12 protein-coding genes are annotated in these 15,618 nt (G+C 71.2%); 6 read left to right on the forward strand and 6 right to left on the reverse strand.

The window, feature by feature from the left end; all coding sequences use genetic code 11:
* Positions 1 to 654 carry a response regulator transcription factor gene (locus tag OG257_RS10225; protein WP_329206664.1) on the reverse strand — a complete coding sequence of 218 codons (654 nt, stop codon included), beginning with the start codon at positions 652 to 654 and terminating at the stop codon, positions 1 to 3.
* A 363-nt stretch (positions 655 to 1,017) separates the two neighbouring features.
* On the opposite strand from OG257_RS10225, the gene OG257_RS10230 reads away from it, so the two are divergent.
* Complete coding sequence (locus OG257_RS10230) at positions 1,018 to 1,191, forward strand: hypothetical protein (protein WP_167359495.1); 174 nt, start codon at positions 1,018 to 1,020, stop codon at positions 1,189 to 1,191.
* A gap of 98 nt (positions 1,192 to 1,289) precedes the next feature.
* Here OG257_RS10230 and OG257_RS10235 read toward each other — a convergent pair whose 3' ends face one another.
* Positions 1,290 to 2,090 carry an inositol monophosphatase family protein gene (locus OG257_RS10235; RefSeq protein WP_329206666.1) on the reverse strand — a complete coding sequence of 267 codons (801 nt, stop codon included), beginning with the start codon at positions 2,088 to 2,090 and terminating at the stop codon, positions 1,290 to 1,292.
* A gap of 42 nt (positions 2,091 to 2,132) precedes the next feature.
* On the reverse strand, positions 2,133 to 3,260 hold the full coding sequence (locus OG257_RS10240) for a ferrochelatase (RefSeq protein ID WP_329206667.1): 1,128 nt from the start codon (positions 3,258 to 3,260) through the stop codon (positions 2,133 to 2,135).
* 126 nt (positions 3,261 to 3,386) lie between these two features.
* Here OG257_RS10240 and OG257_RS10245 point away from each other — a divergent pair, with 126 nt between their 5' ends.
* Positions 3,387 to 4,634 (forward strand): MFS transporter, encoded by a 1,248-nt coding sequence (locus tag OG257_RS10245; protein ID WP_329206669.1) that lies wholly within the window; start codon positions 3,387 to 3,389, stop codon positions 4,632 to 4,634.
* Positions 4,591 to 5,913, forward strand: a complete 1,323-nt coding sequence (locus tag OG257_RS10250) for a D-arabinono-1,4-lactone oxidase (RefSeq protein ID WP_329206671.1) — start codon at positions 4,591 to 4,593, stop codon at positions 5,911 to 5,913. The genes OG257_RS10245 and OG257_RS10250 overlap by 44 nt, the downstream gene beginning before the upstream one ends.
* 27 nt (positions 5,914 to 5,940) lie before the next feature.
* Here OG257_RS10250 and OG257_RS10255 read toward each other — a convergent pair whose 3' ends face one another.
* Entirely contained in the window at positions 5,941 to 6,918 is a 978-nt protein-coding gene (locus tag OG257_RS10255) for a hypothetical protein (protein WP_329206672.1), read from the reverse strand.
* A 497-nt stretch (positions 6,919 to 7,415) separates the two neighbouring features.
* Here OG257_RS10255 and sepH point away from each other — a divergent pair, with 497 nt between their 5' ends.
* Positions 7,416 to 8,477 carry a septation protein SepH gene (gene sepH, locus OG257_RS10260; RefSeq protein WP_329206674.1) on the forward strand — a complete coding sequence of 354 codons (1,062 nt, stop codon included), beginning with the start codon at positions 7,416 to 7,418 and terminating at the stop codon, positions 8,475 to 8,477.
* Positions 8,478 to 8,559: 82 nt separating this feature from the next.
* Here the strand turns inward: sepH and OG257_RS10265 are convergent, their stop codons facing one another.
* The gene (locus OG257_RS10265; RefSeq protein ID WP_329206676.1) at positions 8,560 to 9,387 is read right to left on the reverse strand and encodes a sulfurtransferase; all 828 of its coding nucleotides are present in this window, start codon (positions 9,385 to 9,387) and stop codon (positions 8,560 to 8,562) included.
* Positions 9,388 to 9,626: 239 nt separating this feature from the next.
* Here OG257_RS10265 and OG257_RS10270 point away from each other — a divergent pair, with 239 nt between their 5' ends.
* Complete coding sequence (locus tag OG257_RS10270) at positions 9,627 to 10,403, forward strand: VOC family protein (RefSeq protein WP_329206678.1); 777 nt, start codon at positions 9,627 to 9,629, stop codon at positions 10,401 to 10,403.
* A 52-nt stretch (positions 10,404 to 10,455) separates the two neighbouring features.
* Here OG257_RS10270 and OG257_RS10275 read toward each other — a convergent pair whose 3' ends face one another.
* Complete coding sequence (locus tag OG257_RS10275) at positions 10,456 to 11,139, reverse strand: hypothetical protein (protein WP_329206681.1); 684 nt, start codon at positions 11,137 to 11,139, stop codon at positions 10,456 to 10,458.
* Between the two features lie 657 nt (positions 11,140 to 11,796).
* Between OG257_RS10275 and OG257_RS10280 the strand changes: the two genes are divergently transcribed.
* Positions 11,797 to 15,561, forward strand: coding sequence for a S8 family serine peptidase (locus OG257_RS10280; RefSeq protein WP_329206682.1), 3,765 nt, complete (start codon positions 11,797 to 11,799; stop codon positions 15,559 to 15,561).
* Positions 15,562 to 15,618: the final 57 nt, after the last annotated feature.

The raw sequence follows: 15,618 nt of genomic DNA on the forward strand, positions 1-15,618 counted from the left end.
TCAGATCCGGTATCCGGAGCCGGGCACGGTGACGATGACGGGAGGTTCCCCGAGCTTGCGCCGCAGGGTCATCACCGTCACACGCACCACGTTGGTGAAGGGGTCGGTGTTCTCGTCCCAGGCCTTCTCCAGGAGCTGCTCGGCCGAGACGACCGCACCCTCGCTGCGCATCAGTACCTCGAGCACGGCGAATTCCTTCGGGGCCAGCTGGATCTCCTGCTCGTCCCGGAAGACCTCGCGGCGGTTGGGGTCGAGCTTGATGCCGGCCCGCTCCAGAACGGGCGGCAGGGCGACTGTGGTGCGGCGCCCCAGGGCCCGTACCCGCGCGGTCAGCTCACTGAAGGCGAAGGGCTTGGGCAGATAGTCGTCCGCGCCGAGCTCCAGGCCCTCGACCCGGTCGCTGACGTCCCCGGACGCGGTGAGCATGAGGATCCTGGTGGGCATGCCGAGCTCGACGATCCTGCGGCAGACGTCGTCGCCGTGCACCAGCGGGAGGTCCCGGTCCAGCACCACGACGTCGTAGTCGTTGACCCCGACGCGCTCCAGGGCCGCCGCTCCGTCGTAGACGACGTCGACGGCCATGGCCTCCCGGCGCAGTCCGGTGGCCACCGCATCGGCGAGCAGTTGCTCGTCCTCGACGACGAGTACGCGCACGGCGCAGTCCTTCCCTAGATCTCCAGAAATACGGCGAGCGGCCCTCGTTCCGGCCGCTCGCTGCACGTCAGCGGCACCGACTGTGCGCGTCCATCCTGCCCGTAACGCGCATAAACCGGCGGTAAGACGACGCGGCCCGCAGTGCGCCTCCCGGGAATTCATCGGATTCCCGGGCCAGTTGAGGTTTCTCCGGCATCCGGCCCGGGGAGGACGATTTCACACCCGCGATCACGCCATGCACGTGGCGTTCCACAGCCCGCCCTTCTCCCCGGAGGGACTGCGTGATCACCCGCCCCCCGACCGCTGGCCGGGGGAATCCCGGGCACACCCCCGTGCCACCGACCCACGATGAGGGGGCGCTCCATGGACGCTTTCACCGCAGGTCTGCTGCAACGAATCAAGACCACCGAGTCCGACCTCACGAGGGCTCGCGAGACGGGCGACGACTTCCTCGCGGATGTCGAGCAGGGAGAGCTGGACGACCTGCACCGCCTCGCCGCCGAGCACGGCGTCGAAATCAGCGCCACAAGCGTCTGAGCCGCCACGAGAGGGCCCCGGAGCCGATATACGGCACCCGGGGCCCTCTCGTACGTCCGCGCCCGTCCGGGGTGCCACCAGGGGCCCCGGGCCCGGCATCAGTCGTGCCAGGCCCCCAGGTCCTCCAGGAGTGCCTGCAGCGGCTCGAAGACGCCCGGGGTCGCCGCGACGGTCAGGTCGCCGTCCGCCGGGAGCCCCGGCCGGCCTCCGGTGAGCGCTCCGGCCTCGCGGGCGATGAGGTCGCCGGCCGCCAGGTCCCAGGGGTGCAGTCCGCGTTCGTAGTAGCCGTCGAGCCTGCCCGCCGCGACGTCGCAGAGGTCGACCGCGGCCGATCCGCCGCGCCGGATGTCGCGCAGCTTCGGGATGAGCTGCTGGGCGACGGCGGCCTGGTGGGTGCGTACCTCGGTGACGTAGTTGAAGCCGGTCGACACGAGGGCCTCGCCGAAGGGCGGGGAGGGGCGGCAGGTCAGGGCCTCGCCGTTCAGGTACGCGCCGCCGCCGAGCACCGCGTGGAACGTCTCGCGGCGCATCGGCGCCTCGACCACGCCGACGACCCGCTCTCCGTCGCGCTCGGCGGCGATGGAGACGGCCCAGGTGGGCAGCCCGTAGAGGTAGTTCACCGTGCCGTCGAGGGGATCGATGACCCACCGGATCCCGCTGCTGCCCTCGGCGCTGGCGCCCTCCTCGCCGAGGAAGCCGTCGCGGGGGCGGTTCCCGGAGAGGAAGCCGGTGATGAGCTTCTCCGCCCGGATGTCCATCTCGGTGACGACGTCGATGGGGCTGGACTTCGTCGCGGCCACCCCCAGGTCGGCCGGGCGGCCGTCACGCAGCAGGGCTCCGGCCCGGCGGGCCGCCTCCAGGGCGAGGTCGAGCAGTTCGGACAGGAAGGGGTCGGTCACAACGCTCCAGGGGGTGTTCCGGCCGGCTGGCATGCCGGGGTTTCAGGCGTACGGGCTGTCGGCACCCGCGGCTGCGGGCCTGACGGCCCTGGCCGGACAGCACCCGGCCGGGCAGAGGTCGTGGGAGGCGCCGAGAGCGCCCAGGGCGCACCGGTCCACCGGGCGGCCCTCTTCGGCGGCGGTGCGCTCCAGGAGGAGCTCACGCACGGCCGCCGCGAACCGGGGGTCCGCACCGACCGTCGCGGACCTGCGGACCGGCAGCCCCAGCTCGGCGGCCTTCGCGGTGGCCTCCGTGTCGAGGTCGTACAGGACCTCCATGTGGTCCGAGACGAAGCCGATGGGGGCCATGACGACCGCGGGGACACCGGCGCCGTGGAGCGTCTCCAGGTGGTCGCAGATGTCGGGCTCCAGCCACGGGATGTGCGGGGCGCCGCTGCGCGACTGGTAGACGAGCTGCCACGGGTGGTCGATTCCGGTCTCCTCGCGCACCGCGTCGACGATCACCCGGGCCACGTCGAGGTGCTCCGCCACGTAGGAGCCGCCGTCCCCGTGCGTCTCCACGGGGCCCGAGGAGTCGGCGGCGGAGGTCGGGATGGAGTGCGTGGTGAACGCGAGGTGCGCACCCGCCCTGACGTCGTCGGGGAGGTCCGCCAGCGAGGCCAGCAGACCGTCCACCATGGGACGTACGAAGCCGGGGTGGTTGAAGTAGTGCCGGAGCTTGTCCACGCGCGGCACCGGCAGTCCCTCGGCCTCCAGTACGGCCAGTGACTCGGCGAGGTTCTCGCGGTACTGGCGGCAGCCCGAGTACGAGGCGTAGGCGCTGGTGGCGAGGACGGCGATGCGGCGATGGCCGTCCGCGACCATGTCCCGGAGCGTGGCGGTGAGGTACGGCGCCCAGTTGCGGTTGCCCCAGTACACCGGCAGTTCGAGGCCGTGGTCGGCGAAGTCCTTGCGCAGCGCGTCGAGCAGCGACCTGTTCTGCGCGTTGATCGGGCTGACGCCGCCGAACAGGAAGTAGTGCTTGCCGACTTCCTTCAGCCGTTCTTCGGGGATGCCCCTGCCCCGGGTCACGTTCGCCAGGAACGGGACCACGTCGTCCGGGCCTTCGGGGCCGCCGAAGGAGAGCAGCAGCAGGGCGTCGTAGAGAGCGGGATCGCGCAGATCGGACATGGACCCGATCCTGCCACCCGCCTCCGCCCGTGCGACAGCCGACATCGGTCGCGGTCCCCGGGGACCGCGACCGCCCGTAAGCTGTATGAGCCATCTATACGCCTGACAGGCTTCCCGGAGCTCCTCTTGCCCAGCCCCTACCGCGCCATCTTCGCCGCCCCCGGCACCAGGGGTTTCTCGGCGGCAGGATTCTTCGGCCGGATGCCGCTCTCCATGATGGGGATCGGCGTGGTGACGATGGTGTCCCAGATCACCGGCCGCTACGGGCTCGCCGGTGCGCTCTCGGCGACGCTCGCCATGGCGGCGGCCGTCATGGGGCCGCAGGTCTCCCGGCTGGTGGACCGGTACGGGCAGCGCCGGGTCCTGCGCCCGGTCACCCTGGTCTCCGTCGCGGCGGTCGCGGGGCTCCTGATCTGCGCCCAGCAGCGGCTGCCGGACTGGACCCTCTTCGTCTTCGCCGCGGGCGCCGGCTGCGTCCCGAGCGTGGGTTCGATGGTGAGGGCGCGCTGGGCCGAGATCTACCGGGGTTCCGGCCGCCAGCTGCACACCGCGTACGCCTGGGAGTCGATCGTCGACGAGGTGTGCTTCATCTTCGGGCCGATCATCTCCATCGGCCTGTCCACGGCGTGGTTCCCGGAGGCCGGGCCGCTGCTCGCGGCCGTGTTCCTGGTGATCGGCGTCTTCTGGCTGACCGCCCAGCGCGCCACCGAGCCGAGACCGCATCCCAAGGAGCACCACTCGGGCGGTTCGGCGCTCCGCTCGACCGGTCTGCAGGTCCTGGTGGTCACCTTCGTCGCCACGGGCGCGATCTTCGGTGCGGTCGACGTGGTGACGGTGGCCTTCGCCGAGGAGCGCGGCCACAAGGCCGCGGCCAGTCTCGTCCTGGCGGTCTACGCCCTGGGGTCGTGTCTCGCGGGAGCCGTCTTCGGCCTGCTGCACCTCAGGGGGAAGTCGTCCACGAGGTGGCTGGTGGGGGTCTGTGCGATGGCCGTGAGTATGATCCCCCTCCAATTGGCCGGGAGCCTGCCGTTCCTGGCCGTGGCGCTCTTTGTCGCGGGTCTCGCCATCGCACCGACGATGGTCACCACCATGGCCCTCGTCGAACAGCACGTACCGCGCACCCAGCTGACCGAGGGCATGACCTGGACCAGTACCGGGCTCGCTGTCGGAGTGGCGCTCGGCTCCTCCGCCGCCGGCTGGGTGGTCGACGCCTCCGGGGCCGAGGCGGGGTACGCGGTGCCCGCCGTGGCGGGAGCGCTCGCGGCCGCGGTGGCGTTCCTGGGGTATCGCCGGCTCGCCGAGCCGGTTCCTACGGGAGGGCGCGGGGAAGATGACCGACACCTACGCACGGACGACGACGAGCACGTGGCGTAACTGGGCGGGAAACGTCACCGCCCGGCCGGTACGGACCGTGTCCCCCGCCTCCGTCGACGAGCTCGCCGAGGTCCTCCGCAGGGCCTCCGAGGACGGCCTGACGGTGAAGCCGGTCGGCACCGGTCACTCGTTCACCGCGGCCGCGGCGACCGACGGTGTGCTGATCCGCCCCGGTCTGCTCACCGGGATCCGGGAGATCGACCGTACGGCGATGACGGTGACCGTCGAGGCGGGCACCCCGCTGAAGCGCCTCAACACGGTGCTCGCCCGCGAGGGACTCTCGCTCACCAACATGGGCGACATCATGGAGCAGACGGTTGCCGGGGCCACCTCCACCGGTACCCACGGCACCGGCCGCGACTCGGCTTCCATCTCCGCGCAGATACGCGCGCTGGAACTGGTCACCGCGGGCGGCACGGTGCTGCGCTGTTCGAAGAGCGAGAACCCCGATGTCTTCGCGGCCGCCCGGATCGGGCTCGGCGCGCTCGGTGTGGTCACCGCGATCACGTTCGCGGTGGAGCCGGTCTTTCTGCTCAGGGCACGCGAGGAACCGATGACCTTCGACAGGGTCACCACCGACTTCGATCAGCTGGTCGCCGAGAACGAGCACTTCGAGTTCTACTGGTTCCCTCACACCGGCAACTGCAACACCAAGCGCAACAACCGCAGCGCGGGCCCCGCTGATCCTCCCGGCAGGATCAGCGGCTGGATCGAGGACGAGCTCCTCTCCAACGGGATCTTCCAGGTGGCCTGTTCGGTCGGCCGGGCGGTCCCGGGGGCCATCCCTTCCCTCGCGAAGCTCTCCAGTCGCGCCCTGTCGGCCCGTACGTACACCGACGTTCCCTACAAGGTGTTCACCAGTCCCCGGCGGGTGCGCTTCGTCGAGATGGAGTACGCACTGCCGCGCGAGGCCGCGGTCGAGGCGCTGCGCGAGGTCAAGGCCATGGTCGAGCGCTCACCGCTGCGGGTCGGCTTCCCGGTGGAGGTGCGGACGGCGCCCGCGGACGACATACCGCTCTCCACGGCCCACGGCCGCGAGAGCGCGTACATCGCCGTGCACCTGTACCGCGGCACCCCGCACCAGGCGTACTTCACGGCCGTCGAACGGATCATGACGGGCTATGCCGGCCGCCCTCACTGGGGAAAGATCCACACCCGGGACGCCGAGTATCTGGCCGGGGCGTACCCGAAGTTCGGCGAGTTCACCGCCGTGCGCGACCGGCTCGACCCGGACCGGCTGTTCGCCAACGACTATCTGCGGCGCGTCCTGGGCGACTGAACCCTGCGGTGCCGCGCGGACGGCCGGTCACCGGCCGGTGTCCGTCCCCGCTGCGGCCCCGTCGCTCTGTTCCGGGGCGTCGCCGGTTCCGGTCGGGTCCGGTGACTCCGGAGCTCCGTCGCCGGGCGCCGTCGGAGTGGCGGTGGGATCGGGCGCCGGGTCTGCGCCGGGGGCGGAGGGTGTGGTGCCGGGGTCGGCCGACGAGCCGCCGCTCCGGTCCGGAACCGGGTCCGGTGCCGTGCTCGGCCCGTCGTCCGCGTCCGTCCCGGGCGTGGTGCCGGCCCCGCTGCCCGGATCACCGTCGCGGTCACCGTCCTGCTCCTCGCCGGTGCCGCGCGAGGGCTCCGGAGCGGTCGTTCCCGTGCCCCGTTCGCCGTGCACGACGGAGCCGACGGTCGTTCCCCCGCCGCCGCTGAGGTCGTTGCCGGAGACCAGTTCGTACGCGGTGATGCCGGCCATCGACAGGGCGAAGACGGCGACCGCCGCGAGCGCGGAGCGCCGTGCGCCCCGGATCCGGGTGCCGTGGGTACGTGCGTCCGAGTACGCGTCGGGCCCGACCTGGCCGAGCAGCTGCGTGGCCTGCGCGTCGTCGGCTCTCAGCAGCTGCGTGGCTTCCGCGTCGTCGGCTCTCAGCAGCTGCGTACGCTCCGGGTCGGACTCCACGGTCCGCAGGACCGTCGTCGCGTCGTCACCCCGGAGCCGTGCCGGCTCCCGCACCGTCTCCCGCGTGAGTACGGCCACCTGACGGCCGGCCGGATGCTTCACCTGGACCGTGACTTCGCGGATCTGCTCACCCGTGCGACGGAAGAAGTGCTGGAAGACCGACCCCCCGCAGGTGGCGACGACACTCATCACGCCGGCGCCGGCGATCGTCCCGTACACACCCAGCTGCGAAGCCATCACCGCCGCGGCGACCGCCGCGACGGCACTGCCCGCAACCTGCGGCAGGCTCAGATCTATTCGCTTCTGCCCGGGTTCCGCATCCCTTTGCGGCTTCTGATCCATTACCAGCCCTTGCTCGACAACTACCCCACCCTGCACCAAGAAGGGACATATGAGCGAAGGGAATAGTTCCGATTCTGGAGATTGTGTGAAGCAGCACACGCATTGAGGGCATAGTGCCGACAACTGGGTAGCCCAACTCCCGTGCCCGGCGAGAACTTCGGCGGCGCGCCGGTCCACCCCCGTGGCCCGAATGGAGTACTGTGGCGAGCCCTGGGGCCGGACTCCCACATGGGTATCCGGGACCTGCGGGAGGGGGCCGAAGACGGCACTCGAACCGGCGGCGCCGCGGCATCGCACGGGCGCCTGCGACACAGAGCGACCAAGTGGTCACTATGTGTCGTAAACAGGTAACCGTGCCATGGTGGCGATCCAGGGCCAACGCCCGACACGCCGGGTAACTTGGCAAGGTTGTGGCAGGCTGCACCCGGGCAGGCCACACTCGACTAGCGGAAGCAGCGACGCACGTGACGTCGGCAGGCACCACCCGGGAGGTTCCCATGCCCGAACTGCGTGTCGTGGCCGTCTCAAACGACGGCACACGACTGGTGCTCAAGGCTGCGGACAGCACGGAGTACACGCTTCCGATCGATGAGCGGCTGCGTGCCGCCGTGCGCAATGACCGCGCCAGGCTCGGCCAGATCGAAATCGAGGTGGAGAGCCACCTCCGCCCCCGCGACATCCAGGCACGGATACGAGCCGGTGCCTCGGCGGAGGAAGTCGCCCAGTTCGCCGGAATCCCCGTCGACCGTGTGCGCCGCTTCGAGGGCCCTGTCCTCGCCGAGCGCGCCTTCATGGCCGAGCGGGCCCGGAAGACTCCTGTGCGCCGTCCCGGCGAGAACACCGGCCCTCAGCTCGGCGAGGCGGTGCAGGAGCGCCTCCTGCTGCGCGGCGCCGACAAGGAAACCGTCCAGTGGGACTCCTGGCGCCGGGACGACGGCACCTGGGAAGTCCTCCTGGTGTACCGGGTCGCGGGCGAACCGCACTCGGCGAGCTGGACGTACGACCCGCCGCGCCGGCTGGTCCAGGCGGTGGACGACGAAGCACGCTCGCTGATCGGCGAGACGGACGACGTCGCCGCGCCGGAGCCCAGCTTCCCGTTCGTGCCGCGGATCGCACGACTGCCGCGCGACCGGCCGCTGGACCGTGCGCTCGACCGTCAGATCGAGCGCCCCACTCCCCCGGCACCGGAGCCGGAGGAGCGCATCGGCGGGGTGTCGGCCGGCGAGCGCGACTCGCTGACCAGCCTCCTGGAGGCGGTCCCCAGCTTCCGTGGCGACATGGTCGTCCCGGAGCGTCCCCAGCAGCCCGAACCGCCGGCGATCGAACCCGCCGCCCAGGAGCCGGAGGCCGACGAGCCGCCGGCGGCTGCCGCATCCGCGGGTGCGGGTTCCGCCTACGCGGACGTGCTGATGCCGCGCGCGGTGGCCGGCCACCGCGACCGGCTGACCGGGACGACGGACCGGCAGGCCGAGGCGGACGGAGTCCGACCGGGTCGTCGGGCCGCGGTGCCCAGCTGGGACGAGATCGTCTTCGGCACGCGCCGGAAGAAGCAGGACTGAGGACCATCCGGATGTCCGTAGCATGACGAGGGCCCGTACGCCGCTGCGTACGGGCCCTTGCTCCGTCCGGACGCCGGTCGCGTCAGCTGGGGTTCGGCCCGGTCGCCACGGGGCGGGACTCGTCCGAGGACCACTCGGACCAGGAACCCGCGTACAGCGCGGCCCGGTGTCCGGCGATCTCCAGCGCCAGCACCTCATGGGCGCCCGAGACACCCGAGCCGCAGTAGACACCGACCTCGGTATCCCCGTCGGCCCCCAGGGCGGCGAAGCGGGAGGCCAGCGATCCGGCGGGGAGGAAGCGCCCGTCCTCGGCCACGTTCTGCACGGTCGGGGCAGATACGGCGCCGGGGATGTGACCGCCCACCCGGTCGATCGGCTCCACATCGCCCCGGTAGCGCTCCGCGGCACGGGCGTCGAGCAGCAGCCCGGAGCGGGCGAGTGCCGCGGCGGCGTCCGCGTCCAGCAGGGGGAGCGCACCCGGTTCGGGCCGGAAATCACCCTCGTCGGGCGTCGGAACCTTCGTCGAGAGCTCTCCGGTCCATGCCGCGAGACCGCCGTCCAGAACGCGGACGTCGGGGTGTCCCGCCCAGCGCAGCAGCCACCAGGCGCGGGCCGCCGCCCAGCCCAGGCCGCCGTCGTAGACCACCACCGGTGTGCCGTGGGAGACGCCGGCCCGCCTCATGGCCGCCCCGAAGGTTTCCGGGCGGGGCAGCGGGTGGCGCCCGCCGCTGCCCGCCGGACCGGAGAGCTCCGCTTCGAGATCGACGAACACCGCGCCGGGGATGTGCCCGGCTTCGTAATCGGGGCGGCCGTGAGGACCGCCCAGCTGCCAGCGGATGTCCAGGAGCACCGGCGGACGTGGCCCTGCCGACTCGCTCACGTATTCGGATGCGGTGATGATGGGCTTCATAGGTGCCATCTTCGCGCAGACGGCGTCCCGCATAGGGTGACGCCAAATTGGACGTACCGCATCAAATCGGTCTTCGCACCTTCAGAACCCGGAAAATGCGGCGCGGCCGGGGTGCCTGTGGAGCTCGGTGGTGCGAGCATCTGCACGGAGCGTACACACCCGTATCCGTACCGCTGGACGGCGTACCGGCCCCGTTCCCCCCGTACGGCCACGACGATGGTCCGAGGAGAGAGAAGAAGATGACCGAGGCTGCCGCCCGGCGCACGCCCGGAGCACCTTGCTGGGTGAGTCTGATCGTGCACGGCCTGACCGCGACCCAGGAGTTCTACGGCAATCTGTTCGGCTGGGAGTTCCGGCCGGGACCCGAAGAGCTCGGGCCGTATGTCCGCGCGCTGCTTCACGGGAAGGAAGTCGCGGGCATCGGCCAGCTTCCCCCTGACCGCCACCTGCCGATCGCCTGGACCACCTATCTCGCCACCGAGGACGCCGATCTCACCGCGGAGGTGATCCGCGCCTGCGGTGGAACGGTCGCCGTCGGGCCGATCGTCGCCGGGAGCGCGGGCCGCCTCGCCATCGCCTCGGACCCGAGCGGAGCGGTCTTCGGCATCTGGCAGGCCGCCGCGCACGTCGGTACGGCCCTGGCGGGCGAACCCGGAACCCCTGTCTGGAACGAGCTGGTGACACGCGAGACGTCCTCGGTCGCCAAGTTCTACCAGGCCGTGTTCGGGTTCGAGTTGGAGGCGGTCGTCTCGGCCGACTTCGACTACCAGACCCTGCATCTGGAAGGCCGCCCCGTGGCGGCTCTCCACGGGGTGGGCCATGCGCTGCCGCGCGACCGGGGGCCGCACTGGATGACCTATTTCGAGGTGTCCGACACGGACGACGCCGCCGCGCGTGTGGTGGAGCTCGGCGGACATGTCCTGCAGCCGCCGCGAGAGGGATCGAGCGGGCGGCTCGCCACGGTCGCGGACCCGGAGGGCGCGGTGTTCACGATCGTGCGGTCGGCGGACCGCTGAGCCCGGCCCGGGCCACGCCGGTCACATCCCGCGCCACGGTGTTCCCGGCCGGTCAGGCGCCTCCCAGCAGCCCGCCGAGCAGTCCTCCCAGCAGATCGCCGAGCGGCCCGCCGGACGGGGCCTCGGCCTCCGGGCCCTGGGTGTCGTCACCACCGCCGGCCGGAGTGCCTGCTCCGGAGCCGCTGCCGGTCTCCGGAGCGGGCGCCGAAGGCACGCTCGGGGATTCCTCGCCGCCCCCACCGGTCTGCGTGTTCCCGCCGGATGCGGGGGCGGACGTCTGGGGTACTGACGTGGGCGCGGCGGGCCTCACGTCCACGGCGGGGATGCCCGCGGGGCCGGAGGACGCTTCGAGCGGCCGCTGAACGGTGGGCCGCCCGGCCGCCGACAGGCGTGCCTGATCAGGTGTCACCGGACCGGGCGTTCCGAGCGCGGCTTCGGCGGCCGAGGCCGCACCGTCCTCGTCCTGGGACTCAGCCGGTCGCTCTCCCACCTCACGTTCCAGGCCCATCGCCCGGGGCAGCTGGAAGAAGGGTGCGCTGGAGTCGCCTCCCACCAGCGCGGCGACCACGGTCGTGGCGTAGCAGGTGCAGCAGAGCGCGGTGATGGTCCCTGCACGACGCCAGGAACGGCTGCGCTTCCCGGTGTTGTCGACGAAGACCGGCCGGGCGGGCGACACAACGGTGCGGGAGACCGAGCCGTCACCGGACGCGGCCACGGCGGATGCCCTGCCGTTCACTGCCGAGTCACGGACTCTTTTCGCACCGCCGTCGCATCGAGGGTTCGCGCCCTGACGTCTGCCCGTTTCATCACCTGTGGTTTTTTCGCCCCGTACGCTCCGTGCGTCGGTCATTGTCGCGCTGCGTATGCCCACGTGCGTCTCCACCTGTGTCTGTCTGCCTGCCGGACCGCTCGCCGGCAGGGCTCGTCCGTTGCCGGGGTCCGCGCCACGCGCACGCCGAAGAGGTCCGGCAACGGTGCCGGACCCGTCCCCTCCCCTAGCTGTTCGGATCCAAATGCCCTGTGGACTGGTCCGATTGGCCGGTAACCGGACAACTGCCGATCGCACCCACGGGTAACGGGTCCTGTCCCCTCAGGCTACGCGAACTGGGAGTACATAAAGGCGAGTTGGCGCCTGCGCCGACGAGCACCGACCCGCGGCGGACCACCATCGTGCGGAAGCGGGCGATCAGGCCATCGGGCATGTCCGTGGAGAGGTCGTTCCTCGGAGGACGGTCACCGGAGCCCGGGCGCGCATGCGTGGCGAATAGGCGTCATTGGCGCAATCCGGCCACCCGGAACTGTCGCCAGTGGCCGTGGCATACGCAAGCATCCCGGTCACGACTGCAATGGAACCGGAGTGAACCCCATCATGCGACCAACACGTAGAAGACCGGTGCGCGCGGCGCTTGGCAGTACCGCGGTCGCCGCCACGATCGTGGTCTCGGCGATCAGCCCGGTGGCACCGGCCGCGGCCGAGTCCACGGGGCGTGCCGATGACGCGGCCCGAAAGCCCGCCGCTGCCGCCCGGTCGACCAATGCTGCCGTCACCCTGCTCACCGGCGACACCGTCAACGTCACCACGGCGGGCGGCCGTACGTCGGTGACGGCCGCTCCCGGGGATCGGCAAGCCACGTCGTTCCAGAGCGAGACGACGCCGGACGGCGACGTGTACGTCTACCCGGACAGCGCACTCGGCGGCATCGCCTCCGGCAAGCTCGACCGTGAACTCTTCAACGTCACCGGGCTGATGGCCGCCGGGTACGACGACGCCCACCGCGCCACCATCCCCGTCATCGTCAGTTACGGGGACGAGCCCTCGGCCCGCACGCTCGACACGCGGACCGAGACCCTCGCCGACGCGAGCGCACGCCCCCTGACCTCCATCGACGCGGCGGCCACCTCGCTCGGCAAGAAGGACACGGCCGCGTTCTTCGACGCGCTCGGTACCGGCGACGACCAGCCCGCGAAGGCCGCCCGCGAGATAACGAAGGTGTGGCTCGACCAGCAGGTCAAGCCGCTCCTCGAGAAGAGCGTGCCGCAGATCGGCGCGCCCGACGCCTGGGCCGCCGGATACGACGGCAAGGGTGTGAAGGTCGCCGTCCTCGACACCGGGGCCGACCTCGACCACCCGGACCTGGCAGGCAGGATCTCCGCCTCGGAGAGCTTCGTGCCGACCGAGACCGTCCCTGACAAGCAGGGGCACGGCACACACGTCGCGGCGACCATCGCGGGCTCGGGCGCCGCCTCCGGCGGGCTCCGCAAGGGTGTCGCCCCCGGCGCCGACCTGATCGTCGGGAAGGTCCTCAGCAACAGCGGTTCCGGTGACTCCTCATGGGTGCTCGCCGGTATGGAGTGGGCCGCCGCGCAGGGCGCCGATGTCATCAGCATGAGCCTCGGTGGTGAGGGCACCCCCAACGACGTCCTCAGCCAGGCCGTCAACCGGCTAAGCGAGCAGTACGGCACCCTGTTCGTCATCGCCGCCGGGAACGCGGGACCCGCCGCAGGCACGGTCCGGTCGCCCGGCCTCGCAGCGAAGGCACTGACCGTCGGCGCCGTCGACAGCGACGACAAGGTGGCACTCTTCTCCAGCCGAGGACCCGGTAACAGCGGCGGGTCACTGAAGCCCGAGATCTCCGCGCCGGGCGTCGGCATCGTCGCCGCGCGCGCCGCCGGCACCAGCCTGGGCACGCCCGTCGACGACAACTACACCTCGCTCAGCGGCACCTCGATGGCCACCCCGCATGTCGCCGGTGCCGCGGCGATCATGGCGCAGATCCACCCCGACATGAACGGCGAGCAGCTCAAGAACGCCCTGGCCAGCACCGCGAAGAATCTCCCCGTGGTCACCCCCTTCGAAGAGGGCGCGGGCCGCGTCGACCTCACCAACGGCATCAGGTCGACGGTCTTCGCCGGCGCCAAGGCCGACTTCGGTACGTTCATCGCCTCCGACACGCCGACGGATCCCCTGAACCGCACCATCACGTACACCAACATCGGCGACAAGGACGTCACGCTGTCCCTCGGGCTCGACATGGACCGCGGTGTCGACACGGTCAAGGACGAGGTCCGCCTCTCCTCCGGCACCGTCACCGTGCCCGCTCACGGCACCGCCGATGTGACGCTCTCCGTCGACCAGTACCTCGGTGCGTACAGCTACCACAGTGGCTTCGTGCACGCCACCGCCGACGGCGCCCGGCTCGTCACGGCGGTCGGCTACATCAGGTGGGCGCCGCAGGCGGATGTCACGGTCCACCTGGCCGACCGCAACGGCAAGGCGCCCGCGCTGGCGCAGATCCAGGTGTTCGACATGGTCACCGACGACGTCGTGTTCCGCAGCGCGACCCTGCAGAACCAGGACTCGTACTCCGTCACCGTTCCCAAGGGCCGCTACTCGGTGATCGCCCGGCTCCGCACGGACGTGAACGGCACGGAGTCCGCCTCCGACTTCTACGCCGAGCCCGAGATCGACCTGGCCAGGGACATGGAGGTCAGCATCGACGCCCGCAAGGCCGTCGACGTGAGGGCACATGTGGCCGACGAGAAGCGGCCGACGGCCGACTCCTGGTACTCGACGTCGCTGACGCGCACCCGTCCGGGGAACTTCGTCGGCTCGCTGACCAGCTACGGCCTCGCCGGGGACCGGGTCGTCACCGAAGGCGTCATCCCGTCGGAGTCGACGGCCGAGACGGGCACGCTCACCTTCGGCCGGGACGCCGGACTCCGTGACCCGCTGGTCACCGCCGAGGCGGACCTGCCGGGCTCGGACCGCCTGAGCATCGTGACCCCCGCTCTGGGTATGCGGAAGGACACCTCGCGCCGCCTCAAGTCGGTCCTGGCAGGCGGCGGTTCGGACGCCGACTACTCCGGACGCGACGTACGCGGCCGGCTGGCTGTGGTCACCACCATGGCCGTCGACGTGTCGAAGCTCGTCGACACGGCGGTGGCCAAGGGCGCAGCCGGTGTGCTGATCGCCCGTCCCGAACCGGGTTCCGGGGCGATCACGGACACCGAGGGCCGCAGGATCCCCGTCTTCGCGACCACCCGGGCCTCCAGCCGGCAGTTGCTGCGCGAACTGGCCCGCAGGCCCGTCACGGTGGAGGTGGCCACGCGTGCCGAGAGCCGCTTCACCTACCTCGTCCCCCTCGCCTTCCAGGGCGCCCTGCCCGCCAAGCCCGTCATGACCACCTACAAGAAGCAGTACGCCGTCACGGAGAACCACTTCTACAGCGACCTCGAACCACGCCTCGCCAACGAGACGATGAGCGCCTGGCACCCGTGGGGCGGTTACGCCTTCCGCACCAAGGCCTACCTGAACGCCCCCGCCACCCGGCAGGACTACGTGTACGCGCCCGACATGACGTACCAGCAGTCCGTCCACTCCGGTCGGCCGGGCACCGAGATGCGCGAGCCCGTCGCCTCCTTCAAGGCCGGTCAGAAACGCGAGCGGGACTGGTACCGCGGGCCCGTCCATGCCGCGACGCCTCGGCTCACGGCGTGCGGGTTCTGCCGCACCCCGGAGCGGCTCAGCTTCGCGTACACGACTGCCGGAGACTCCGAGTCATCGCACTGGGGGATGTACGGCGCGACGGCGATGACGGCTCGCTACTACCGCAACGACACAAAGATCGACAAGCTCGCGGAGCTGCTCGTTCCCGAGGAAGCCACCTACCGGATGGAGTACGACGTCACCCGGGCCCTGGGCTCGGGCGTCCGGCTCGGCACGGAGCAGAAGACGGCCTGGACGTTCCGCTCGGCCGCGCCGAAGGGTGTCCAGTCCGAGGAGTGCCACGAAGCGTACGGGAACCCGACGGACTGCTCGACCCTGCCGGTGATCCTCACCGGCTTCGACGTGCCGGTGGACGTGTTCAACCGGGCCGATGCGGGCAAGCGGTTCGGATTCACGCTCACCACCTCCCGCCAGGCCGGATACACCGGGGACAAGGACATCGCCGGTGCCAAGGTCTCCGTCTCCTACGACGACGGCGCCACCTGGCGTGACGCCGACGTAGTGGTCGGCGACGACGGGAGCCACCGCGTGAGCGTCCGCCACCCGAGCCGTGCGGAGACCAACGGCTTCGTGGCCCTGCGCGTCGAGGTGTGGGACGACGCGGGCAACCGCACGACGCAGACCATCGAGCGGGCGTACGCCCTGGACTGACCCGGCGAGCAGTTCTGCAGGCGCTCGGCTGGGTTTTCCCGGCCGAGCGTTCTGCAT

The sequence above is a fragment of the Streptomyces sp. NBC_00683 genome, assembly GCF_036226745.1.
Lineage (GTDB): Bacteria > Actinomycetota > Actinomycetes > Streptomycetales > Streptomycetaceae > Streptomyces.